General features: G+C 49.8%; 23 protein-coding genes and 1 pseudogene. 21 read left to right on the top strand and 3 right to left on the bottom strand.

The window, feature by feature from the left end; all coding sequences use genetic code 11:
* Positions 1-36 precede the first annotated feature (36 nt).
* The 20 genes and pseudogenes from JTY93_RS08945 (at position 37) to JTY93_RS09040 (ending at position 19,535) form a co-directional block, all read left to right on the top strand.
* Positions 37-1,041 (top strand): nucleotidyltransferase family protein, encoded by a 1,005-nt coding sequence (locus JTY93_RS08945; RefSeq protein ID WP_240344454.1) that lies wholly within the window; start codon positions 37-39, stop codon positions 1,039-1,041.
* Complete coding sequence (locus tag JTY93_RS08950; RefSeq protein WP_205477864.1) at positions 1,038-2,060, top strand: Gfo/Idh/MocA family protein; 1,023 nt, start codon at positions 1,038-1,040, stop codon at positions 2,058-2,060. Before JTY93_RS08945 ends, JTY93_RS08950 begins: the two co-directional genes overlap by 4 nt.
* Complete coding sequence (locus JTY93_RS08955) at positions 2,057-2,839, top strand: acylneuraminate cytidylyltransferase family protein (RefSeq protein WP_205518993.1); 783 nt, start codon at positions 2,057-2,059, stop codon at positions 2,837-2,839. The genes JTY93_RS08950 and JTY93_RS08955 overlap by 4 nt, the downstream gene beginning before the upstream one ends.
* A gap of 190 nt (positions 2,840-3,029) precedes the next feature.
* Positions 3,030-3,512, top strand: coding sequence for an SDR family oxidoreductase (locus tag JTY93_RS28970; protein ID WP_240357280.1), 483 nt, complete (start codon positions 3,030-3,032; stop codon positions 3,510-3,512).
* Positions 3,513-3,653: 141 nt separating this feature from the next.
* Positions 3,654-4,184, top strand: coding sequence for a hypothetical protein (locus JTY93_RS08965; RefSeq protein ID WP_205518994.1), 531 nt, complete (start codon positions 3,654-3,656; stop codon positions 4,182-4,184).
* A gap of 742 nt (positions 4,185-4,926) precedes the next feature.
* Entirely contained in the window at positions 4,927-5,262 is a 336-nt protein-coding gene (locus JTY93_RS08970) for a hypothetical protein (protein WP_205518995.1), read from the top strand.
* Positions 5,263-5,755: 493 nt separating this feature from the next.
* Entirely contained in the window at positions 5,756-6,133 is a 378-nt protein-coding gene (locus tag JTY93_RS08975) for a polysaccharide biosynthesis protein (RefSeq protein WP_205518996.1), read from the top strand.
* Positions 6,134-6,253: 120 nt separating this feature from the next.
* Positions 6,254-6,694 (top strand): hypothetical protein, encoded by a 441-nt coding sequence (locus tag JTY93_RS08980; RefSeq protein ID WP_205518997.1) that lies wholly within the window; start codon positions 6,254-6,256, stop codon positions 6,692-6,694.
* A gap of 43 nt (positions 6,695-6,737) precedes the next feature.
* Positions 6,738-7,553 carry a hypothetical protein gene (locus tag JTY93_RS08985; RefSeq protein WP_205518998.1) on the top strand — a complete coding sequence of 272 codons (816 nt, stop codon included), beginning with the start codon at positions 6,738-6,740 and terminating at the stop codon, positions 7,551-7,553.
* Positions 7,554-7,582: 29 nt separating this feature from the next.
* Positions 7,583-8,725, top strand: coding sequence for an N-acetyl sugar amidotransferase (locus JTY93_RS08990; protein ID WP_205477870.1), 1,143 nt, complete (start codon positions 7,583-7,585; stop codon positions 8,723-8,725).
* On the top strand, positions 8,722-9,336 hold the full coding sequence (gene hisH / locus JTY93_RS08995; RefSeq protein ID WP_169996680.1) for an imidazole glycerol phosphate synthase subunit HisH: 615 nt from the start codon (positions 8,722-8,724) through the stop codon (positions 9,334-9,336). Before JTY93_RS08990 ends, hisH begins: the two co-directional genes overlap by 4 nt.
* A 1-nt stretch (position 9,337) precedes the next feature.
* Positions 9,338-10,120, top strand: coding sequence for an AglZ/HisF2 family acetamidino modification protein (locus JTY93_RS09000; RefSeq protein ID WP_205477879.1), 783 nt, complete (start codon positions 9,338-9,340; stop codon positions 10,118-10,120).
* Between the two features lie 310 nt (positions 10,121-10,430).
* Positions 10,431-11,465, top strand: a complete 1,035-nt coding sequence (locus JTY93_RS09005; RefSeq protein ID WP_169996682.1) for a polysaccharide biosynthesis protein — start codon at positions 10,431-10,433, stop codon at positions 11,463-11,465.
* 3 nt (positions 11,466-11,468) lie between these two features.
* Positions 11,469-12,587, top strand: a complete 1,119-nt coding sequence (wbjC, locus tag JTY93_RS09010) for a UDP-2-acetamido-2,6-beta-L-arabino-hexul-4-ose reductase (protein WP_169996684.1) — start codon at positions 11,469-11,471, stop codon at positions 12,585-12,587.
* A 24-nt stretch (positions 12,588-12,611) separates the two neighbouring features.
* Complete coding sequence (gene wecB / locus JTY93_RS09015; protein ID WP_205477871.1) at positions 12,612-13,742, top strand: non-hydrolyzing UDP-N-acetylglucosamine 2-epimerase; 1,131 nt, start codon at positions 12,612-12,614, stop codon at positions 13,740-13,742.
* Positions 13,743-13,755: 13 nt separating this feature from the next.
* Positions 13,756-15,009, top strand: coding sequence for a glycosyltransferase family 4 protein (locus JTY93_RS09020; RefSeq protein WP_169996688.1), 1,254 nt, complete (start codon positions 13,756-13,758; stop codon positions 15,007-15,009).
* Positions 15,009-15,971 (top strand): UDP-glucose 4-epimerase family protein, encoded by a 963-nt coding sequence (locus JTY93_RS09025; protein WP_169996690.1) that lies wholly within the window; start codon positions 15,009-15,011, stop codon positions 15,969-15,971. The genes JTY93_RS09020 and JTY93_RS09025 overlap by 1 nt, the downstream gene beginning before the upstream one ends.
* Positions 15,968-17,008 (top strand): MraY family glycosyltransferase, encoded by a 1,041-nt coding sequence (locus JTY93_RS09030; RefSeq protein WP_169996693.1) that lies wholly within the window; start codon positions 15,968-15,970, stop codon positions 17,006-17,008. Before JTY93_RS09025 ends, JTY93_RS09030 begins: the two co-directional genes overlap by 4 nt.
* 87 nt (positions 17,009-17,095) lie before the next feature.
* A complete protein-coding gene (locus tag JTY93_RS09035) occupies positions 17,096-19,090 on the top strand; it encodes a polysaccharide biosynthesis protein (RefSeq protein WP_205477880.1) in 1,995 nt (664 codons plus the stop codon).
* 108 nt (positions 19,091-19,198) lie between these two features.
* Positions 19,199-19,535, top strand: a pseudogene (locus tag JTY93_RS09040) (ComEA family DNA-binding protein).
* Between the two features lie 17 nt (positions 19,536-19,552).
* Here the strand turns inward: JTY93_RS09040 and JTY93_RS09045 are convergent.
* The 3 genes from JTY93_RS09045 to eat all read right to left on the bottom strand — a co-directional run bounded on the left by JTY93_RS09045 (position 19,553) and on the right by eat (position 21,921).
* Positions 19,553-20,143 (bottom strand): TetR/AcrR family transcriptional regulator, encoded by a 591-nt coding sequence (locus JTY93_RS09045; protein ID WP_169996697.1) that lies wholly within the window; start codon positions 20,141-20,143, stop codon positions 19,553-19,555.
* Positions 20,144-20,277: 134 nt separating this feature from the next.
* Positions 20,278-20,445, bottom strand: a complete 168-nt coding sequence (locus JTY93_RS09050) for a DUF2897 family protein (RefSeq protein ID WP_003172675.1) — start codon at positions 20,443-20,445, stop codon at positions 20,278-20,280.
* A 111-nt stretch (positions 20,446-20,556) separates the two neighbouring features.
* Positions 20,557-21,921: an ethanolamine permease gene (gene eat, locus JTY93_RS09055; RefSeq protein ID WP_205477873.1), complete on the bottom strand. Its 1,365-nt coding sequence runs from the start codon at positions 21,919-21,921 to the stop codon at positions 20,557-20,559.
* 300 nt (positions 21,922-22,221) lie between these two features.
* On the opposite strand from eat, the gene kdpF reads away from it, so the two are divergent.
* Positions 22,222-22,311: a K(+)-transporting ATPase subunit F gene (gene kdpF / locus JTY93_RS09060; RefSeq protein ID WP_032863112.1), complete on the top strand. Its 90-nt coding sequence runs from the start codon at positions 22,222-22,224 to the stop codon at positions 22,309-22,311.
* Positions 22,312-22,313 lie beyond the last annotated feature (2 nt).

Raw genomic sequence — 22,313 nt, forward strand, 5'->3', positions numbered from 1 at the left:
CAATGGGAGTTAACACTCGTCGGTCCAGAGTGCTCAATGGAAGAGGCCATCGCAACGCTTGATCGTGTTGCGGTGCGTATTGTCATGGTTGTCGATCAGGAGCGTCGCCTGTTGGGCACCCTGACCGATGGCGATGTCCGCCGGGCCTTATTGAAGCAGCGACCATTGACGACCCCTATTCAGGAAATCATGTGCACGACACCGCGTACCGCTGGTCTTGGCTGGAGTAGGGAAAGAATCCTAGCCGTCATGGAAACCTATCAGTTGTTGCAACTGCCGGTGGTGGATTCCCATGGGCAAGTCATTGGCTTGGAAACATTGCACGATCTTTTGCACAAGCGCCGCAGGGATAATCCGGTATTTTTGATGGCGGGGGGCTTTGGTACCCGCTTGCGTCCCTTGACGCATAATTGCCCAAAACCCCTGCTCAAGGTCGGAGACAAGCCGATCCTGGAGCTGATTCTCGAACGGTTTATTAATTCCGGTTTCCACCGCTTCTTTATCTCCACCCACTACATGCCGGAAATGATTCGCGAACATTTTGGTGACGGTAGTCAATGGGGTGTCTCGATTCGTTACATTCATGAAGAGGCACCTCTGGGTACTGGCGGTGCTCTGGGGTTGCTGCCTCATGATGAGATCGATCTTCCGCTGTTTATGATGAATGGTGACTTGCTGACCACGCTTAACTTCGAGAATCTTCTGGAATTCCATCAGGGGCATCCTGGCGCGGCGACCATGTGCGTACGCGAATATGAGTATTGCGTGCCCTACGGCGTTATTCAGAATGATGGTCATCGCATTCAATCGATGGTGGAAAAGCCGGTCCAGCATTTTTTCATAAATGCGGGAATCTATTTACTCTCTCCGGAACTAGTAAAGAGTGTTGCCGCAGGGACACGGGTGGATATGCCTACGTTGCTTGAACAAGAGATTAGCGCCGGTCGCGAGGTCAATATGTTTCCTGTCCACGAGTATTGGCTTGATATCGGCCGCATGGAAGATTTTCAGCGAGCCCAGCAGGAGTTTGGTGGGCTATGAGCAGATTACCCATGTATTTGGTCGTCGGTAGCGGCAGTATTGCGAAACGTCATATTGAAAATCTCAAACAGCTCTTTGGCACAGTGACAGCTCGTATAGGCTGCATTTCCGCGACTGGCAGGGTATTGTCTACGCAAGAGGTCGGTAACGATACGGTCATCTATGAGTCATTAGCACAAGCACTTAATGATAATCCTGTGTTCGCAATTATTGCTTCGCCCGCGCCACTGCACGCGATACACGCTGCACAATTGCTCAAACAGCAAGTTCCAGTTCTAATTGAAAAACCGTTGTCGGACTCATTGGCGCGTTTTGCTGCTCACGGTGATACGTTAACTGCGCACAGCAATAAAATTGAGATTGCCTACAATCTACGATTTATGTCGTCGGCAGTGAAGTTTAGGGACTTACTGTCCGAGAGCGTCGTGGGTGCGGTTCGAAGTGTAAGTGTCGATGTTGGGCAATATCTGCCTGATTGGCGTCCCATGACCGATTATCGGAAGAATGTTTCTGCTCGTAGCGAGTTGGGTGGTGGCGTGTTGCTGGAACTAAGCCACGAACTTGATTATCTTGGATGGCTGTTCGGCCCATTTTCGACTGCCTATTGTGTCGCCCGAAATACAGGTGCGCTGGAAATAGATGTTGAAGACACAGTGGATGCGTTGCTGGTCCGGGCAGATCAACTTACTATCAGTGTGCATATGGATTTCCTGCAGAGGGCACCGGTACGAATATGTAAGGTGGTTGGGGAAAAAGGCACGCTGATCTGGGACATTCTTAACAATGGGATCATCCTGCACGTCGGCAAGGATCAGCAAAGTGTGCTGTTCGAAGATAGTTGCTACGACCGTAACAATATGTACATTGATCAGCTTTGCCATTTTTCCCAAGTGGCAATGGGTAGTGCAATGCCTGCGATCAGACTTGAGGATGGGCTTCAAACACTTCGTCTGATTGAGGCGATGAAAAAATCCGCCGTGACTGGCCAGGTTGTCAAAATCGGAGATATTCAAGCGTGAAAGTGTACGCCTTTATTTTTGCGAGGGGTAATTCCAAGGGGTTATCAGGGAAAAATATCAGGCTGCTGGGGGGGCATCCATTACTTGCACACTCCATAATGGTGGCGCAGCAAGTTGCGGGTATCAGTAAGGTCTTCGTGTCTACTGATTCTGATGAGATTGCCGCAGTAGCAGAAGCTTATCAGGCTATTGTCATCAGGAGGCCAGATGAGTTAGCCACAGATACAGCGCCAGAATGGCTAGCGTGGCGACATGCGATCAATCATTTGCGAGCTCAAGGTCATGTATTTGATGTGTTCGTCAGTCTGCCTGCAACCAGCCCGCTCAGAAGTGTAGAGGATGTTGAGTTGTGCATGGCAAGCCTTGATCCTAATACCGATGTTGTTGTGACCGTAACACCTGCTTCTCGCAGCCCTTACTTCAACATGGTCGTTCGCGATGAGCAAGGTGCCAGCACACTGGTGTGTTCTGGCAATGGTGTGCACCGGCGCCAAGATGCCCCGGCGATTTATGATATGACCACGGTGGCATACGTAACAAGCCCTGAATTTATATTGAACAATGAACGTATCTTTTCCGGGCGGGTGAGGTCTGTTGTAGTGCCCCGTGAGCGGGCGGTTGATATCGACGACATTTACGATTTTAAGATGGCTGAGTTTTTTTTAGCAGAGAAAGGTACTGATTATGTTGAAAAAATAAAACCATTTTGGTCGCGGGTGCTGGTGGTTTGCTCGGAACTCGATTGGTATTCAGCCTGGTTGAGCAAGGTGCATCCGTAATAGCTACTGATGTTGATTTGCAAGGCATGATGGCTCGTTTTGAAAAAAAATATTCCAGGCAAAGGATTGGAAAAAAATTTCTGGTGTTCAACTGGATTTAAATGATTCAGCCCAAGTAAAATTATTTTTTTTCAACGGTGAAAGGGTTGGACGGCGCGGTTAATTGTGCGTACCCAAGGAATAAAAAAGTATGGAGCTGCGTTTTTTTTCGGTAGAACTTGAAGACTTTAATGAAAATGTTTCACTTCATTTAGGTGCGTCGTTCTTGTTTATGCAGCAGTGTGCGGCATATTTTCAAAAAGAGCGCACATTGTTCTCACTAGTTAACATATCTTCCGTCTATGGTCTTATGGCTCCAAGATTTGAAGTGTATGACGATACGCCGATGACGATGCCCGTGGAGTACGCCGCGATAAAATCGGCTGTGCTACAGTTGAGTAAGTATTTGACCAGTTATGTTTCGGATAGCCAGTTTAGATCTAATTGTGTTAGTCCGGGCGGGATATTTGATAATCAACCGGAAGTATTTGTAGAGAAATATAGGAAATACTGTTTAGGGAAAGGAATGCTCGACATAGTCGATGTGATGGGCTCTATTATATTTTTATTGTCTGATGAGTCTAGATACCTGAACGGTCAGAATCTAGTTGTAGATGATGGCTTCTCGTTATGAAAAAAAGTCGTCACCTAGTACAATAGATTTAATAAATGGATGAAGCTAACTACATGCAGGCGTTATGATACTAATAATTATTATGTACATGTTAGGGGTGTATTTATTTTTTTAGAAATAAACAAGCCCTAAGTCCGTCAAATGTTGTATTTGCCAGTTATTTTTTTGTATTTTGTTTTCCCAGGCTTGCTATTTTATTTTCTTGAGGCGATCAATTGGCAATATGTTCTTCCTTGGGGGAAAATTAACGATTGGTCTGCTCTTTCTGATGAGGCTGTATTTTCTTTTGCGTACGTCTTTACTGTTTTTTTTGTGATCACAAGATCTATTGAGATATTAATAGATAGTCGCCCGGTTAGAGACCCTTTCCAAGAGTATCAAGTAAGACCTCTCGGGATTGCTATTTGTGCAATAATGCTTTTTATCGGGGGTGTGTATTTTTTTCAAGTAACCGGTGGTACGGAAGCGTGGTTCAACGATTATAGTCAAACCTATCTTGAAAAAAAGAAAGGATATGGTGTTCTAAATTTCCTACTGTTGATGGGGGCTAATTTCCTAGCTTTTACTCTGGGAGTGTATTTCCGTACAAAGAAAAACATCAGTATATTTCTTGTTTTGGTTGTTTTGGTTGTTTTGTCTTTTTTGTGCCTACATTCAAGGAATCAAAAGTAGGATCTTCTATTTCATGATATTTTTTTAGTCTTCCATGGTTGTGTACATTTAAAGTGACTATTTTTAAAAAGTACGGTGCTTTTTTTGGGGGTTCGTTCTATTATTCAGCTTTGCGATGTATTTTAGGTCAAATGCATTTTACAGTACGCCAGAAATGCTTTTGGAGTACTTCTTGACTTATTTCAACACTATATTTTTTGCATGATATGATTTTGAGTGATATGCCGCCTGATTTTTTTCTGACTTTCCAGTATCCATTTAATAAATGGTTGACTTTCGTTGGCGTGCCCTCTGAAGGCTATTTGCATGATATAAGTCGATGGCTTACATCGATTTATTTTCCATCCCAGTGGTTCGATGAATCAGCGACTCAACAATGGCCTGTAGAGACTGAGTTGTATTTAAATTATGGATATTATGTCTTTTGGGTAGTGCCTATATTTTTTTGCTCTTTATATATTTGCAGTCTTTACTATATGCGCTTCAGAGGAGGGCCGGTTTTTTTTATTCATTTACATTTCAGAGTTGTTGCTGTTTTTAAGTATGTTCAGGGGCAGTATGTTTCAGTGGATTGCGTTATTTAATGTGGGCTTCTATTTTTTTATTTGGTGTGTGAGGCGTTTGTTGTTCGTTCGGGTTCAGTCACTTTGATTTATGTGGCTGAGTAAAATTTATACTTGTACTACCTGGGGTTGTCTTGAAAGAGAATCTAATACGATGCGTCAATATTGTACTTCGTGGTATGACGCTGATCAGTAAGTTCGTGCTGATTTTTTTTCTCGCTAAATTCCTGCAAGCCAGCGAGGTGGGATTGTACGGGCTGCTGTCTGCGACCATCGGATATGCGTTGTATGTGGTTGGTTTTGAGTTTTATAATTTTGCTACACGAGAGATGATTGGTGAAAATCCTAAGCTTTGGCTAGGGATGATCAGGGATCAACTTGTCCTTTATCTGATATTATATTTTGTATTTTTTGCCATTCGCACTGTTTGTTTTTTTTTAACGGATGGTTGCCTTGGGCGTATATTTTTTGGTTTTTGGTTTTGGCATTGCTGGAGCACATTGCTCAAGAGTTAAATAGAATACTCGTGGCTACTTCAGAGCAATTACTTGCTAGTTGCGTTTTGTTTTTACGCAGTGGTGCTTGGTGTTTGGTTGTAGTGGCGGTAATGTGGGCCGATCCAGCCGTACGTAAGCTGGAGTTTGCGCTGGCGGGATGGGTCGTTGGTTGTTTCTTTGCCTGCCTAATTGCCATAAGAAAAATTTTTAAGTTTTGATAAAGTATCGTTAAGTCATCCAATAAATTGGACCTGGATCAGGAGAGGGATCAGGGCTGCCATCCCGTTGCTGATAGCAAGCCTCGCGATGAGAGGGATTTTCACAATCGATAGATATTGGGTGGAGAGTATTTCAAGTTTGAGCGTATTAGGAGCATATGTACTATTTGTGGGTATGGCATCCGCAGTGCTGTCCTTTTTAGATGCTGGGGTTATAGTATTTTTTTATCCGAAGTTGGTGTCCTCCGCGAAGGGCGGCCAGATGGTTTTTTTTAAAAAAACATATGTGGAGCTTGACGATTAATATCATAGGAGTTACTGCTTGTCTTGTTTTGGCTTGTTTTGGCGTAAGTGGTTATGTTTTACAATGGTTAAATAATCCTGTGTATGCAGAAAATGTCTTTATCTTGTACTGGCTGTTGCTAGCAGTGACTATATATTCACTTAGTATGATTCCTCATCTTGGTCTTTATGCTTTTGGCTATGATAAGACGATTTCTTATAGTCAGCTGACAGGTTTTTTTGTATTTTTGGCGTTGGTGTATAGCTTCTGTGACTCCTTGGGCGTTGTGGCTGTGCCAATAGGGATGTGTGCAGCATTTATCTTGATTTTTAGCTGGAAGTTAATTGCTTATTGGTCGATGCTGACGGAGCGAGATGTTTCGACTTGAGTTTGGCTATTGTTGTTGGATTATATCGGTAACATTGTTTGTTGATGTGTTTTACTATGGCAGTTTTTGTGTGCTGATGTATAGATGTTGTTTAACTGGTGATTTGGTTTGGTGGAATTGATGACTACTCAAAAGCTAAAGTTTATTGTTGATTATATTTGTGCAACTGAGAATGAGATTTCCATCGATGCCAGTATCTATAAACTTTCAGGCGTATCTCCAAAAGAACTCGGTTATGCGCCGCGCCCGGCTAAGATACTTAGCATGTTTTCCAAGAATAGAGTTGCCTTCAAGTTATTTATGGTTCTCTTTAAAGTGATATGGAGGTTTGGCGGGGCGTCAGTGTTTTTTTTATACGAGATGTTTGTTTTTTATCGTTACTCTAAGCGATGCGCAGATAACTTGAGTAGTTGTAATGGGTTGGGTGAGTACGCGCTGGTTTTTTCATCACGCGCTGCCGATATTTTACAGTCGGGGGTGCTTGGCTTTGAGCCAAAGTGTTGGATTACTTTTCCATGGGTACCCTTAACGGATCCTAAGCAGGGGGGGGCGATATATTGATATTTTCTCTCTGCTTGAAAGAAAAGATTTTATTAGCGCGTACATGCTTGCGGTTACGGCTTCTAGAAAATTTGTATCTCGTAGGCAGACGAAAAATTGGGCGTTACAAAGTTATACCGCTTTCCGCTGGTTTGCTGTCAGAATTGCACTTGAAAAACTCGAAATTAAACGGTTTGTGATTGCCGAACATTATGATAGGTGGGCGGTACTTGCGGATAAAATTATTTCTCGCAGGAGATCACGTTCGCCTTCAATTGGGGTGGGGCAGGCGGAGTTCATCTTAATGCAGCACGGGACGCTTTCCGGGCTGACATTAGAATGTCAGTCTCCAGCGAGATTGCCGTTTACTCTTAAATGTCGACTTGCAAGCGTAACTCAGCTCTACGCATATGATGACGCCTCACGTCTCACATTTGAAGGTGATGTGTTTTCTGCTAGTTGTGTTGCTCGCGGAGTAGATGTTAATTATTTTAAGCCGATGATCGAGTTGGTACAATTGCACTCTGAACATAGATTGCGCATTTTGTTTGTCGGGCACCCGATTTGCGAGGATTTACATATTTCTTTGTATGAAAGCTTGAGTCTAGAATATGATGTCAGTTTTTATTATAAGCCGCATCCAACGGCAGGATTCAGTGAGTCGGTCAAGCAAAAAAAATGGGGAATCATCGTCGGGCGAAACTTTTTCCCCGAGGTGGATTTCCTCATAGCATATCCATCGACGCTTGTGAGTGAGTACGCTGCCTCAGGCATTCCTGCGGTGCTCCACTCATTGGATCTGGATAAGAATTTTTCTACTGGCCTTCTAGAGTCAGTCAAGACAAAATTAGACCTATTGGCTTGCGAGAAACGGTCGTAGATATGATTTCTAATTATTTTGGGGGGGGTATGAGCGATAAAACCTATCAAATGTGTTCACGCTGTATTATGGATAGCAGTGATCCGAATATCCACTTTGATGAGCAGGGCTTGTGCGACTACTGTGTAAATTTCAATTTAGCCATCAAGCCAAATTGGAACACGGGCGAAGGAGGGTACGCAGAGCTCATGACGTTGAGCAAAAAAATCAAGAGGGATGGTAAAAATCGGGATTTTGATTGCATCATTGGGCTGAGCGGAGGCTTGGATAGCTCATATGTAAGCTATGTAGCCAAAGAAGTAATGGGTTTGCGGCCGCTGCTTTTTCACGTCGACGCTGGTTGGAACACAGATCAGGCGGTAGGTAACATTGAAAAACTGGTTGACGGTCTGGGTCTGGATCTCTACACCGAAGTCATTAACTGGGAAGAGATGAAAAGCCTGCAACTGGCTTTTCTCAAGGCTCAGGTTGCTGACCAGGATATCCCACAGGACACTGCGTTTTTCTCGGGACTGTACAAATTCGCCAAGGCACACAAGATAAAATATGTGTTGACTGGGGGGAATTTTTCTACTGAATGCTGCCGCGAACCTGAGGAATGGGGCGCTTACCCGGGCATCGATAAGACCCTGATAAATGATATTCATGGAAAGTTCGGCTCACGAAAGTTGAAAAGTTTCCCGATTGTTGATGTGTTGGCATACAAGATTTATTACCGCTACGTACTCGGTATGCAAGTGGTGCGCCCGCTGAATTTGTTGCCCTACATCAAGCAGGATGCAGAAGAGACTCTTGAGCGGTTGTTTGGATGGAAGAAGTTCCAGCACAAGCACCATGAGTCGCGCTTTACCCGTTTTTACGAAGATTACTGGATGCCCCGGAAATTTGGTTACGAAAAGCGCCGGGCTCACTTCTCCAGCTTGATCATGACGGGGCAAATGACCCGTGAGGCGGCGTTGGAGCGCATTTCCCGGCCCGAACTGGATGAACAGTTCCTGAAGTCGGAGTTTGAGTACGTTGCCAATAAGCTCGACTTGAGTGTCGAGGAGTTGCAAGCGCTTTTTGAGGGCCAGAACAAAACGTTTCATGACTACAAAAATAAACGTTTCATGATCGGTCTGGGGGCCCGTGTGCTCGGTGCGCTGGGTCTGGAAAGAAGACTGTTCAGATGATTACCATAATCGATTACGGCTTGGGCAATATCCAGGCCTTCGTGAATGTCTACAAGCGCCTCCATATACCAGTGACTGTCGCCCGCTCTGCGCAGGAACTGCTGGGTGCAAGCAAGCTGATTTTGCCGGGTGTAGGTGCGTTTGATCATGCTATGGGGCGTTTGAATGCATCCGGGATGCGTGAAACACTCGATGAGTTGGTTCTTGTAAAAAAAGTCCCGGTTGTTGGTATCTGCGTGGGTATGCAGATCCTTGCAGACTCCAGCGATGAAGGGTCATTGCCAGGGCTCGGCTGGGTGCCGGGGCGAGTACGACACTTTCGTTCTGTGCCTGGACTGGAACGCTTGGCGCTGCCTCACATGGGGTGGAATGATGTCGAGCCATTGCACTTGAATCCCTTGTTTAAGGGGTTCGAAGAGGACGCGCGTTTCTACTTTCTCCATTCCTTCTATTTCGAATGTAGTCAGGAGTCCCATGCGTCTGCCCGCGCTTCGTACGGTCTGGATTTCAGTTGTGCGGTGGCTGTGGATAATGTCTATGGCGTTCAGTTCCACCCGGAGAAGAGCCATCATTTTGGGGTGGGCCTTCTTAAAAATTTCGCGGAACTATGAAATGCTAAGACCTAGAATTATTCCCTGTTTATTGATTCAGGATAGCGGGTTAGTAAAAACCGTACGTTTCAAAGATCCCAAGTACGTGGGTGATCCGATCAACGCGGTGAAAATTTTCAACGAGAAAGAAGCCGACGAATTGATTGTCGTGGACATTGACGCCACCGTTAATGGTCGTGAGCCCAATTACAAGCAGATTGCGCACTTGGCTGCTGAATGCCGTATGCCTCTGTGTTATGGCGGTGGTATTCGCACGCCGGAACAGGCCAAGCGAATCATTGCGTCTGGTGTAGAGAAGGTGGCTATCAGCGCTGCCGCGTTGGAAGAACCACAGCTGATTACCCGTATTGCTGAAGAAATCGGTCGGCAAAGCGTTGTGGTTGTGCTCGATCATAAGAAGCGCTTGCTCAGCAAACAACATGATGTCTGGACGCACAATGGCACGCGTAATACCAAGCGTAATGTGTTGGATGTCGCAGCCGAGGTGGAGAAACATGGGGCGGGGGAGATCGTGATCAACTCCATCGACAATGATGGCCGGATGAAGGGCTATGACATTGATCTGGCGATGGAATTACGTAAGGCCGTGAGTATTCCTGTCACCATTTTGGGGGGCGGTGGTTCGCTGGAGCATATGGGCGAGGTGATTTCGGTCTGTGGTGTCGTGGGCGTCGCAGCAGGCAGTTTCTTTGTATTCAAGGGACCTTATCGTGCCGTTCTGATCAGCTATCCCAGTGCAGCACAAAAGGATACATTGATACTTTCGGCTTTGAAATTACATTGATTTTTCGGGGCGATGAGCTTGTAGTGATGATCGCATTATTCGAGTCGCGCAAGGGCGGCTGAGCTTGATGCGTGGCCACTGGCGTTACGCCGGACTTGTTGGGGAGTGCAGGCTAGCGAGGTGGTATGATATGAGTTTGCCCTGTACATAAGCCCGTTACTGCGCTGGGTGAGATGAGGCCTGGAAAAGCGGCTGCGCTCAGGTGCTTACGCAGTATTTGTTGGCTTTTCGAGGGGCCGGAAAAATAGATGTCTTTGTTTTGTGCCGTATTCTGACTGATTTGGATTTCATATAAAGGTTTAGGTGAATTATGTTTAATGGAAAAAAACTTCTCATATCAGGCGGCACCGGCTCTTTTGGCAATGCAGTCCTGAAGAGGTTTTTAGATACGGATATCGCCGAGATCCGCATTTTTAGTCGTGATGAAAAAAAACAAGACGACATGCGCAAGCACTACAACAATTCAAAGTTGAAGTTTTATATTGGTGATGTTCGTGATTACCAAAGCGTGCTGAATGCTACCCGTGGTGTCGATTACATCTTTCATGCGGCTGCACTCAAGCAAGTCCCATCTTGCGAGTTTCATCCGATGGAGGCTGTCAAAACCAATGTTATTGGTACTGACAACGTGCTGGAAGCAGCCATTCAAAACGAAGTAAAGCGAGTCGTCTGCCTCAGTACCGATAAGGCGGTTTACCCAATCAATGCGATGGGTATTTCAAAAGCCATGATGGAAAAAGTCATGGTAGCTAAGTCTCGTAATGTTGACGAAACTAAAACTGTCATTTGCGGTACACGCTACGGTAACGTCATGGCGTCCCGTGGTTCAGTTATTCCACTGTTTATCGATCAGATTCGAGCTGGAAAGGCGCTGTCGATCACTGATCCCAACATGACTCGTTTCATGATGACGTTGGCGGACGCAGTTGATTTGGTTCTTTATGCGTTTGAGCACGGGAATAACGGCGATCTGTTCGTTCAAAAGGCTCCTGCGGCCACTGTTGAAACCTTGGCGCGAGCGCTGACTGCCTTGATGGGGCTGCCGCAGCACCCTATTCAGATCATTGGCACCCGCCACGGCGAGAAACTGTACGAGGCACTTTTGAGTCGTGAGGAAATGGCGTGCGCCGAAGACCGTGGTGAATACTTCCGCGTACCACCTGATTTACGTGATTTGAACTACAGTAAATTTGTGGAGGAAGGTGAGGAGAAAATTTCTACTATGGAAGATTATAACTCTCACAACACCGATCGCTTGGATGTAGAGGGCATGCAAAAGTTGCTCCTGAAACTGGAATTCATGCGCGCAATCCAGCGTGGCGAATACGCCACTCTTGAGGAGTAAGCAATGAAGGTACTGATCACAGGCGCCCAAGGTTTTGTAGCTAAAAATCTCTGTGTACATTTGCGAGAGCGTCCGGATGTTGAGGTTTTGCAATTTTCTCGTGAGGACAGCATTTTTTCGTTGAAAGAAATGCTCTTGCAGGCCGATTTTGTATTTCATCTGGCGGGTGTCAATCGGCCGCAGGATCCTGAAGATTTCAAAACCGGAAATACGGATCTGACTCGTGCAGTCTGTGACGGTATTGTTGCCAGCGGTAGAAAAATCCCAGTGCTTTACACTTCATCCAGTCAGGCAGAGCTTGATAATGCCTATGGGGTCAGCAAATTGGGTGCTGAGCAAGCGTTGGTTGATTTGGCAGCGGAGCATGGCGTACAGGTACATATTTTTCGCTTGCCCAATGTGTTTGGAAAGTGGGCTCGTCCCAACTACAACTCGGCGGTAGCGACGTTCTGTAATAATATTGCCCGTGACCAGCCAATCCAGATCAATAATCCTGACGCTGCTATTACATTGGTTTATATCGACGATGTGATCGCCCAGTTTATCGCGGTGATGGATGGCAAGCTGTCCGGTAATCCCTTCATCACGGTTGAGCCCGTCTATGGAACAACGGTAGGAGCGCTTTCAACACAATTGACGGCCTTTCGCGATAGCCGTGGAACCCTGTTAACGGAAGCGGTCGGCACCGGGTTGACCAGGGCACTCTATTCCACCTACCTGAGTTACGTGCCCCCAGAGCGTTTTACCTATGAAGTTCCCAAGTATGGTGATCCGCGTGGTGTCTTTGTCGAGATGCTCAAGACTCGGGATTCTGGCCAGTTTTCCTACTTCACCGCGCACCCTGGAGTCACCCGCGGTGGCCATTACCATCATTCGAAAACCGAAAAATTTCTGGTGATCAAAGGTGATGCATGTTTTCGTTTCCGACACATCGTGTCAGGCGAATTTTACGAACTGTTTACCACTGGTGAAAAACCTGAAATTGTAGAAACAGTGCCAGGCTGGACCCACGATATTACTAATGTCGGCCATGATGAGATGATCGTCATGCTCTGGGCTAACGAAATTTTTGATCGTGAACACCCCGACACCTATGCGTTGCCCGTGGGCACTGAAGCCTAAACACATGCTCAAGTAGAGACAGCCATGAAGAAGTTGAAAGTTGTTACGGTAGTAGGCACTCGTCCCGAGATTATTCGTCTGTCGCGAGTCATTGATTCGCTCGACAGGCATTGTGATCATGTGTTGGTTCATACCGGGCAGAACTACGACTATGAACTCAATGAGATTTTTTTCCAGGATTTGGGCATTCGCAAGCCCGATCACTTTTTGAACGCAGCCGGTACGAGCGGCGCAGAAACCATTGGTAATGTGATTATTTCTGTTGATCGCGTGCTCGCTGAAGTCCAGCCCGAAGCGCTGCTGGTACTGGGTGATACCAATAGCTGTATGGCAGTCATTCCTGCCAAGCGCCGCAAGATCCCAACGTTTCACATGGAAGCCGGCAATCGCTGCTTCGATATGCGGGTCCCTGAGGAAATCAACCGCCGTATCGTTGATCACACCGCCGATATCAATCTGACGTACAGCACAATCGCGCGCGATTATCTGCTACGTGAAGGGCTATCCCCGGACATGGTGATCAAGACCGGCAGCCCTATGTTCGAGGTGCTTAATTACTATCGTGCGGGTATTGATGGGTCGGATGTACTTGAACGCCTGGGGCTGGAGCATGGCAAGTTTTTTGTCTGCAGTGCTCACCGCGAAGAGAATATCGATTCGGACAAGAACTTCCTCAAGCTGGTGGATGTGCTCAACACCATCGCTGCTCACTATGAGCTTCCGGTCATCGTTTCAACCCATCCTCGTACACAAAAACGTGTGGATGCAATGGGTGTAACGTTTCATAAGAACGTACAGTTGCTCAAGCCGCTAGGCTTCAAGGATTACAACAAACTGCAACTGACCGCCAAGGCGGTATTGTCGGACAGTGGTACGATCAACGAGGAGTCCTCTATCCTGAACTTCCCGGCCTTGAATATCCGTGAAGCACATGAGCGTCCAGAAGGGATGGAAGAGGCAGCGGTCATGATGGTTGGGCTTGAGGTCAACCGTGTACTTCAAGGGCTAAATATCCTGGAGAGTCAAGGTTCGGGTGATGAGCGCACTTTGCGTCTGGTAGGCGATTACAGCATGCCTAATGTTTCAGAGAAAGTTGCCAGGATTATTCATAGCTATACCGATTATGTGAATCGTATTGTCTGGAAACGCTACTGATTGAGTTATTTTAATGCCTGATAATAAGCTGAATATTCTGGTGGTGACGCAATATTTTTGGCCGGAAAATATGCGCATCAATGATCTTGTTCGAGACTTTTCCGAGAAGGGGCACAATGTCACGGTATTGACCGGACTGCCCAACTACCCTGAAGGCAAGGTCTACGAAAGTTATCGTGCGCAGCCAGGTAGTTTTATGGAATATTCAGGTGCCAAGGTTGTCAGGGTACCGCTGATCCCTCGTGGTAAACGGAGTATTGGTCTGATACTGAACTATCTCTCTTTTTTTACCTCGGCCTCAATAGTAGGACCATGGAAGTTACGTGGTGAGAGGTTTGATGCAATTTTTGTTTATGCGGTTTCTCCCATCATGGCGGCGATACCCTCCTTGGTGATTGGCCGTTTGAAGAAAGCTCCGGTTTTCATTTGGGTCTTGGATTTATGGCCAGAAACCCTTCGGGCAGTCGGCGTGTTACGGCGACCGCTGTTACTGGCGATGGTAGGGCGAATGGTTTCCTGGATTTACAATCGTGCGGACTATCTCTTGCTACAATCCCACGGCTTTTTTGAAAACGTGAAGCGCTACTGTACTCAGGAAATTGCCCCCGAGCGTTTGGTTTACTTTCCCAGTTGGGCTGAAGATGACTTTTCCAGCGCTACGCCTCCTGCTTCGTCCTTGCTGGAGCGTGACGAAACAGTCTTTACTGTTTTATTTGCGGGTAATCTGGGTGATGCACAGGATTTCCCCGCGGTTATAGATGCCGCTCAGGCGCTAGTAGGTAAAGTACCCGTACGCTGGGTCATTGTCGGTGATGGGCGTATGAGCGAATGGCTCGCCGACCAGGTTAAGTCCCGCCAGCTGGATAATGTTCTGCTGTTGGGACGTCATCCTCTGGAGGAAATGCCCGCCTTGTTTGCTTGTGCCGATGCGTTGCTGGTCTCGCTGAAGACAAATGACGTATTCGAAAAGACTATTCCCGGCAAGGTCCAGGCCTATTTGGCTTCTGGTAAACCCATCCTTGGCATGATCAATGGCGAGGCCGCGCGCGTCATCGATGAGTCCGGGGCAGGTTTGTCGTGTCCATCAGGTGATGCCGTAGCACTCGCGCGTATCACGCTTGAGTTGGCGACTACCGACGCGGATCAGCGTATGCGCATGGGCAAATCTGGCCGTGAGTACTACCTGGGTAACTATTCAAAGCCCACTTTGTTGGCTCGCCTGGAACAGCTGTTTCATGATGCAACCTTACGTAAAGGACGCCAGTAATGTCGCAATCTATTTTTTTGACCGGTGCCACCGGCTTTGTCGGTGGCGCCGTGTTGCGCCGCTTGGCAGCCGATGGTTTCTCCGTGACAGCAGCTGTTCGCAATGGATCCCAAGGGGTTAAAGAGGACGTGGATACCGTTCGATTCGATTCTTTTGAAGGGGCTTCCTGGAGCGAACATCTTACCGGGGTCGATGCAGTAGTTCATTGCGCTGCCCGCGTACATGTGATGAACGATACTGTGACTGATCCACTGGCGGCTTTTCGCAAGGTTAATGTTGAGGGCACCTTGAATCTCGCTCGGCAAGCGGCTGAAGCGGGAGTCCGACGTTTTGTCTTTATCAGCTCCATCAAGGTCAATGGCGAGGGCACCGAGCCAGGTAAGCCCTATACTGCAGATGACCGCCCTGAACCACGCGACCCCTATGGTGTTTCCAAGATGGAAGCGGAGCAGGGATTGCGGGATTTGGCGGGTCGTACCGCAATGGAAGTCGTGATTATTCGGCCGGTATTAGTTTATGGCCCAGGTGTGAAGGCCAACTTTCTGAACATGATGCGCTGGCTGGACAAGGCTGTCCCTTTGCCATTTGGCGCAATTCATAACGGCCGGAGTCTGGTGGCCTTGGATAATCTGGTCGACTTGATCGTAACGTCCATAGTCCATAGCGGGGCGGCCAATCAGACATTTTTGGTTAGCGATGGAGAGGATCTTTCAACCACCCAGTTGTTGCGCAGGATGGCCCTGGCGCTGGATAAATCGGCGCGGTTGTTACCGGTCCCCAGTTGGATACTCAGCACAACTGCAAACCTGCTCGGTAAAAAGTCATTGTCTCAGCGACTTTGCGGTTCTTTGCAGGTTGATATCAGCAAAACACGATCCTTATTACAATGGACGCCCCCGGTTTCCGTGGATAACGCATTAAAAGTAGCCGCGGCGCATTATATGGAACATAAAAAACAATGATTTATTGGTGGTTGATTCCTGTCGTTGCTGTTTTGTCGTTTGCGTTGACTGCGGCGCTGCGACGTTATGCGCTTGTTCGCAGCATTATTGATATTCCAAACGCCCGCAGCTCTCATTCCGTGCCAACCCCGCGTGGTGGAGGCGTAGCTATTGTGGCTGCTTTCACTTTGGCTTTACCGTTTTTGGGCTGGACACACGCAGTGTCGTCTGATGTCTTGATAGCCGCGGGTGGTTCGGGCGCGTTGATCGCGATTATAGGTTTCATGGATGACCACGGTCATATTGCCGCTCGTTGGCGCTTGCTGGGTCACTTTGCCGCTGCGGCCTGGGCGCTGTTCTGGTTGGGCGGGCTACCAGCAATAACGCTCTTTGGCATGAGCGTGGACCTGGGGTGGGCTGGTGGTGTTCTCGCCGCTTTTTATCTTGTATGGATGCTCAATTTGTACAACTTCATGGATGGTATTGACGGCATTGCCAGCGTTGAGGCTATCTGTGTGTGCCTGGGTATTTGCCTTCTCTACTGGTTGAATGGTCTTGAAGACTTGGTTTTACTTCCGCTCTTGCTGGCGATGGCTGTCGCTGGGTTTCTGTTCTGGAACTTCCCGCCTGCTCGAATTTTCATGGGGGATGCAGGCAGCGGTTTTTTGGGGATGATCTTAGGTGTTCTTTCTATCCAGGCGGCGTGGGCTTCCTCACAGTTGTTATGGGCGTGGCTGATTCTGTTGGGTGTATTCATCGTGGACGCCACCTTCACACTGATCCGCCGGTTGGTGCGCGGAGACAAAGTTTATGAGGCCCATCGTAGTCACGCTTATCAATTTGCCTCCAGGCGTTGTGGCAAGCATTTGCCGGTGACACTGGCGGTTGCAGCTCTTAACCTGTTTTGGTTACTACCGATTGCGATGTGCGTGGTCTTGCTAGGGCTGGACGGCGCATTGGGCGTGGTTATCGCCTACATACCCCTTATTGCGCTGGCGCTCAAGTTTCATGCTGGTGAGTTGGAAAGCAGCGCTTCTGCGACTACCAGTAACAGGTGACGATTTATAGGTCAGAATATGTCGATAAACGTAGAATGGGTACGCAGTAATAATCTATAGGAGCGGTCTGAGGTGGGCGAAGGGGTTATGGAAACATTACGGGCGTTCCTGGTGGGGTTGCCGCGCCGCAAAAAACGACTGATTCAGGTGGCTACTGATGTGTTGGTCGTTTGGGCGGCGCTATGGCTTGCGTTCATCGTACGGCTTGGGATTGATGAGATGGTCAATCCGTTTCTGGAGCATCTCTGGCTGTTTATCGCCGCGCCTGTGGTCGCTATCCCTTTGTTTGTCCGCTTTGGCATGTATCGCGCAGTGATGCGATATTTTGGTAACGATGCACTAATCGCAATCATCAAGGCAGTCAGCTTGTCCTCCTTGATTTTGGGCGTTGTCGTTTACTGGTACAGTAACCACCAGAATGTCGTCCCACGCTCCATTATTTTCAACTACTGGTGGCTCAGCCTGATCATGGTGGGTGGGCTACGTTTAGCCATGCGCCAATACTTTCTGGGAGACTGGTTCTCCGCATCGCAGCACATGCCGTTTACCAGTCGTGAAGACGGTCTGCCGCGTGTTGCCATCTATGGTGCGGGAGCAGCAGGCAACCAATTGGTGGCGGCCTTGCGCATGGGCCGCGCGATGCGCCCAGTTGCCTTTATCGACGACGATGCCAGTATTACCGAGCGGGTCATCTCCGGACTACAAGTATACAAACCTAAACATATCCAACGTATGATCGACGCCACCGGCGCTCAAGAGATCCTGCTCGCGATTCCCTCATCCAATCGTGGCCGGCGTCGTGAAATTCTTGGGTTCCTCGAAGGCTTCCCCCTCCATGTACGAAGTGTTCCTGGCTTTATGGATCTGGCCAGCGGTCGAGTCAAGGTCGATGACATTCAGGAAGTCGACATCGCCGACCTCTTGGGCCGTGATACCGTACCTGCTCAGGGCGAACTCCTGGAGCACTGCGTTAAGGGTCAGAATGTCCTGGTGACGGGGGCTGGTGGCTCCATCGGTTCTGAGTTATGCCGGCAGATTCTGTCTCTGCGCCCCACGACACTGCTGTTGTTCGAGCACAGCGAGTTCAACCTTTACAGCATCCTCTCGGAGCTTGAGCAACGGATCGTTCGCGAGTCGCTGCCAGTCAAGCTGCTACCTATACTGGGCTCGGTGCGTAATCAGTCCAAATTGCTGGACGTGATGAAAACCTGGCATGTAGATACCGTCTACCACGCTGCTGCCTACAAGCATGTGCCGATGGTCGAGCACAATATTGCTGAGGGCGTGTTGAACAATGTGATCGGCACCCTGAACACGGCTCAAGCTGCGTTGCAGTCGGGCGTTGCCAACTTTGTCCTGATCTCCACCGACAAGGCTGTGCGTCCCACCAATGTCATGGGCAGCACCAAGCGTCTGGCCGAGCTGACGTTGCAAGCCCTGAGTCGTGAACTGGCGCCGGTATTGTTCGGTGATAATGCCAATATTTCCCGTGTCAACAAAACCCGTTTCACCATGGTGCGTTTCGGTAATGTGTTGGGTTCCTCTGGCTCGGTGATTCCGCTGTTTCACAAGCAAATCAAGTCCGGCGGGCCTCTGACTGTGACCCACCCGAAAATCACGCGCTACTTCATGACCATCCCCGAGGCCGCGCAGTTGGTCATTCAGGCCGGTTCCATGGGGCAGGGCGGTGATGTGTTTGTACTGGACATGGGCGAACCGGTGAAAATCGTTGAACTGGCCGAGAAAATGATCCATCTGTCCGGCCTTAGCGTACGCTCCGACAAAAATCCCCACGGCGACATTGCCATCGAGTTTTCCGGCTTGCGCCCTGGCGAGAAGCTCTACGAAGAGTTGCTCATCGGTGACAATGTTGTCGCGACCCAGCACCCGATGATCATGAGTGCCAACGAAGATCACCTGCCATGGGATGTACTCAAGGACAAGCTGACTCAATTGCTCGCGGCAGTGGAAGCGGACGACTACAACCGCGTCCGCCAGCTCTTGCGCGATACCGTCAGCGGTTATGCCCCAGACGGTGAGATTGTCGATTGGATCTACCAGCAACGGCGCTTGGAGCCCTGAGTTAACACCCTGTAACTCACCCATTTTTGACTATCCCCCCACATCACCTAAGTTTGAAAGGCAGCTTCGGAAAGCTGCTTTTCCCACTGTTGTCATGGAGCGTCTCTAATGCGTAAATCCGTTTTTTCCTCCCTGCTTTTTGCCCTTCTCACCAGCCTGTCCGTCACGGCCATGGCCGCCCCGTCGGCCAAGCCCGAAGCGCCAATGCCGGTAGCGGCCCAGGTAGACAAAAGCGAAAAGTCGGCCCCAAAAGTCAACCTCAACGCAGCCGACGCTGAAACCCTGCGCCGAGATCTGTTCGGTATTGGCGCCGCCAAGGCCAAGGCGATCATCGCTTATCGCGAGTCCAATGGATCGTTCACGGCGGTGGATGAGTTGCTGGAGGTGAAGGGGGATTGGCAAGTCGCTGCTGGAGAAGAATCGCGACAGGCTGGAGGTTAAGTAATCAAGGCAGGAGGCCGGTCATTGACCGGCCTTTTTTATATCTGCAGTGGCTGTATTGACCCCGGTTTTCAGGCTTTCCCGCACGACGTCGAGAATGCGTGTCGCCAGTTGTGGGTTTTCGACACTACGTGCCAGTACCAATGCGCCTACCAGTGTCGACATGATCACCAGGCTTTGTTCGTCTGCACTGGGGCTGCCCAATGCGGTTTCGATTTGCTTGAGTCGGGCGTCGAGGACTGTATCGGTGGTGGGGCTCTGTTGGCCGCGTTGCCCCAGTTCCGAGGACATGGTGGGCAACGGGCAGCCTTGGTCGGGGGAGGTGTGGTGCCACTCGGACAAGTAGCTGTCGATGAATGCTTCCAGCGGCCGCTCTTGGCTGAAGAGCGCCGCACAATGGGCATCCAGCTCGGCGGAGGCCGCTTGCAGGGCTTTTTCCACCAGTTCGTCTTTGGATTTGAAGTGGGCGTAGAACCCGCCATGGGTCAGGTTCAGCGCTTTCATCAGGGGCTGAAGCCCGGTGGCGCCGATGCCGTCGCGACGAAACCGCACCGACGCCTCTTTAATGATGCGCTGGTGGGTTTGAGCTTTGTGATTTTGCGAGTAGCGCATAAGAGGGCCCTCTGAAACATCAGGCCATATTAACCAAGGTTTGGCGGCGTTTCTCGGTGCGATTACAAATTTGCACTAATCTGAATCGGTTCGCCTGGCGTGCTGCCGGTATCGGTCAGCACGGGGCGTTTGTTTCAGCGATCTTGCGCATCCTTGGCGTCAGCCTGAGCATTGCGCTCGGCGACGCGTTTGCGTTGTTCGTCGGTCAGTTCCACTTTGTTGGCGCTGTCACGCAGCATCATCAAGCCACCAACGATCGAACCGATGGCGACCACCATGATCAACCAGGCATACCAGGGCATAGGGCTCTCCTTGAGGCTGACTGCCATAGGGAAGATTCCCCACGGCACTATCAGCTTTGAGTGACGGCGTTCGTCAGTCGTTCCATTGTAGGCCCGTTCTGCCTCGCTGGTTTAGAGCCCAGTCAACATTGCATCTGCCGGTGCGTCGGCGCGGTCTTGGGCAGTCAGTTGGAAGTAGATGAAGCCTGCGGCCATGAACCCAAGGAAGATCAGGCCGATCAGGGTGTTGAACCATGCCATGGCCACCAGGCAGACCAGCGCCAGGATCAGGGCGATTGCCGGTACGATGGGATATCCCGGCGCGCGGAAGGTGCGTTCCAGCAGCGGTTCGCTCCTACGCAGCTTGAACAGGCTGAGCATGCTCATGATGTACATGACGATGGCACCGAACACCGCCATGGTGATCATCGCGGCGGTGAGGGTCATGCCGCCGAGGTTGATCAGGCCGTCGCTGTAGATCGCGGCGATGCCCACCACACCACCGGCAAGAATGGCCCGGTGGGGTGTCTGGAAGCGTGACAGCTTGGCCAGAGAGGAGGGCAGGTAGCCGGCGCGGGCCAGGGCGAAGAACTGGCGCGAGTAGCCGAGGATGATGCCGTGGAAGCTGGCGACCAGGCCAAACAGGCCAATCCACACCAGCATATGCAGCCAGCCGGAGCTTTCGCCCACCACGGTCTTCATCGCCTGGGGCAATGGGTCGTTGATGTTCGACAGGGTGCGCCAGTCGCCCACGCCGCCAGCAAAGAACATCACGCCCATGGCCAAAAACACCAGGGTCAGGATGCCGCTGATATAAGCCTTGGGGATCGTGCGCTTGGGGTCCTTGGCTTCTTCGGCGGCCATGGCGGCGCCTTCGATGGCGAGGAAGAACCAGATGGCGAAGGGGATTGCGGCAAAGATTCCGGCAATCGCCGGCGTGCCAAAGGTGTCGGAGCCTGCCCAGCCGTTGAGGGCGAAGTTGCTGAAGCTGAACGCCGGCGCGACCACGCCCATGAATACCAGCAACTCGGCCACGGCCAGTACACACACCACCAACTCGAAGGTCGCGGCCAGTTTCACCCCGAGAATATTCAAACCCATGAACACGAAGTAGGCCCCGACCGCCGCGTGTTTAGGGTCGAGTGCCGGGAACTGCACATTCAGGTAGGCACCAATGGCCAGGGCAATCGCCGGCGGCGCGAAGACGAATTCGATCAAGGTGGCCAGCCCTGCAATCAATCCACCTTTCTCGCCGAAGGCCCGACGGCTGTAGGCAAACGGCCCGCCTGCGTGGGGAATCGCGGTGGTCAGTTCGGTGAAGCTGAAGATGAAACAGGTGTACATGGCGGCGACCATCAATGACGTCACCAGGAAGCCCAGCGTCCCGGCCACGCCCCAACCATAGCTCCAGCCAAAGTACTCGCCGGAGATCACCAGCCCGACGGCGATGCCCCACAGGTGCAAGGTGCCCAAGGTGGGCTTGAGTTGTGTGTTCATTGCGCTGCTTCCTGAACGGTTTGGAATGTTTCAGGACGTTGCAGCGGCCATGCCAGCTTGGAAAAGGGTGTCGTAAAGGGCTGGAACTGTCGTGCGGGAGATAGTCTGTTGCTTGAGACCGTTATTTCGTGCACCAGGGTAGGGCGATAGCGGTCTCAACAGCCCCAAAAACCTCACCTTCACCCACTCTTTACGCCATCTTTACGCCCCCCTCCACCCCCCTCGCCCTCGCTCCTTTACACCCCTCCTGCGGACAATGCCCCCCATACGCGGCAGTCGCCGTATGACGGAGAAACTTCCATGAGTGTTCTGGATGGGGTGTCACTGCTATTGGCCGTGGCGCTGTTCATTTATCTGCTGGTTGCGCTGTTGCGCGCGGATCGGGGCTAGGA

Origin of the sequence: Pseudomonas hygromyciniae (genome assembly GCF_016925675.1) — a bacterium.
GTDB classification, from domain to species: Bacteria; Pseudomonadota; Gammaproteobacteria; order Pseudomonadales; family Pseudomonadaceae; genus Aquipseudomonas; species Aquipseudomonas hygromyciniae.

What these genes read in the sequence shown, in the direction of transcription:
- JTY93_RS08980 (WP_205518997.1), top strand. Translation starts at nt 6,254, where the DNA reads ATGACTACTCAAAAGCTAAAGTTTATTGTTGATTATATTTGTGCAACT.
- JTY93_RS09035 (WP_205477880.1), top strand. Translation starts at nt 17,096, where the DNA reads ATGGAAACATTACGGGCGTTCCTGGTGGGGTTGCCGCGCCGCAAAAAA.
- JTY93_RS09025 (WP_169996690.1), top strand. Translation starts at nt 15,009, where the DNA reads ATGTCGCAATCTATTTTTTTGACCGGTGCCACCGGCTTTGTCGGTGGC.
- JTY93_RS28970 (WP_240357280.1), top strand. Translation starts at nt 3,030, where the DNA reads ATGGAGCTGCGTTTTTTTTCGGTAGAACTTGAAGACTTTAATGAAAAT.
- wecB (WP_205477871.1), top strand. Translation starts at nt 12,612, where the DNA reads ATGAAGAAGTTGAAAGTTGTTACGGTAGTAGGCACTCGTCCCGAGATT.
- JTY93_RS09050 (WP_003172675.1), bottom strand. Translation starts at nt 20,445, where the DNA reads ATGCCCTGGTATGCCTGGTTGATCATGGTGGTCGCCATCGGTTCGATC.
- JTY93_RS09030 (WP_169996693.1), top strand. Translation starts at nt 15,968, where the DNA reads ATGATTTATTGGTGGTTGATTCCTGTCGTTGCTGTTTTGTCGTTTGCG.
- kdpF (WP_032863112.1), top strand. Translation starts at nt 22,222, where the DNA reads ATGAGTGTTCTGGATGGGGTGTCACTGCTATTGGCCGTGGCGCTGTTC.
- JTY93_RS08985 (WP_205518998.1), top strand. Translation starts at nt 6,738, where the DNA reads ATGCTTGCGGTTACGGCTTCTAGAAAATTTGTATCTCGTAGGCAGACG.
- JTY93_RS08990 (WP_205477870.1), top strand. Translation starts at nt 7,583, where the DNA reads ATGAGCGATAAAACCTATCAAATGTGTTCACGCTGTATTATGGATAGC.
- JTY93_RS08950 (WP_205477864.1), top strand. Translation starts at nt 1,038, where the DNA reads ATGAGCAGATTACCCATGTATTTGGTCGTCGGTAGCGGCAGTATTGCG.
- JTY93_RS08970 (WP_205518995.1), top strand. Translation starts at nt 4,927, where the DNA reads ATGACGCTGATCAGTAAGTTCGTGCTGATTTTTTTTCTCGCTAAATTC.
- JTY93_RS09000 (WP_205477879.1), top strand. Translation starts at nt 9,338, where the DNA reads ATGCTAAGACCTAGAATTATTCCCTGTTTATTGATTCAGGATAGCGGG.
- wbjC (WP_169996684.1), top strand. Translation starts at nt 11,469, where the DNA reads ATGAAGGTACTGATCACAGGCGCCCAAGGTTTTGTAGCTAAAAATCTC.
- JTY93_RS08945 (WP_240344454.1), top strand. Translation starts at nt 37, where the DNA reads ATGGAAGAGGCCATCGCAACGCTTGATCGTGTTGCGGTGCGTATTGTC.
- JTY93_RS08965 (WP_205518994.1), top strand. Translation starts at nt 3,654, where the DNA reads ATGTTGTATTTGCCAGTTATTTTTTTGTATTTTGTTTTCCCAGGCTTG.
- hisH (WP_169996680.1), top strand. Translation starts at nt 8,722, where the DNA reads ATGATTACCATAATCGATTACGGCTTGGGCAATATCCAGGCCTTCGTG.
- JTY93_RS09045 (WP_169996697.1), bottom strand. Translation starts at nt 20,143, where the DNA reads ATGCGCTACTCGCAAAATCACAAAGCTCAAACCCACCAGCGCATCATT.
- eat (WP_205477873.1), bottom strand. Translation starts at nt 21,921, where the DNA reads ATGAACACACAACTCAAGCCCACCTTGGGCACCTTGCACCTGTGGGGC.
- JTY93_RS09020 (WP_169996688.1), top strand. Translation starts at nt 13,756, where the DNA reads ATGCCTGATAATAAGCTGAATATTCTGGTGGTGACGCAATATTTTTGG.
- JTY93_RS09005 (WP_169996682.1), top strand. Translation starts at nt 10,431, where the DNA reads ATGTTTAATGGAAAAAAACTTCTCATATCAGGCGGCACCGGCTCTTTT.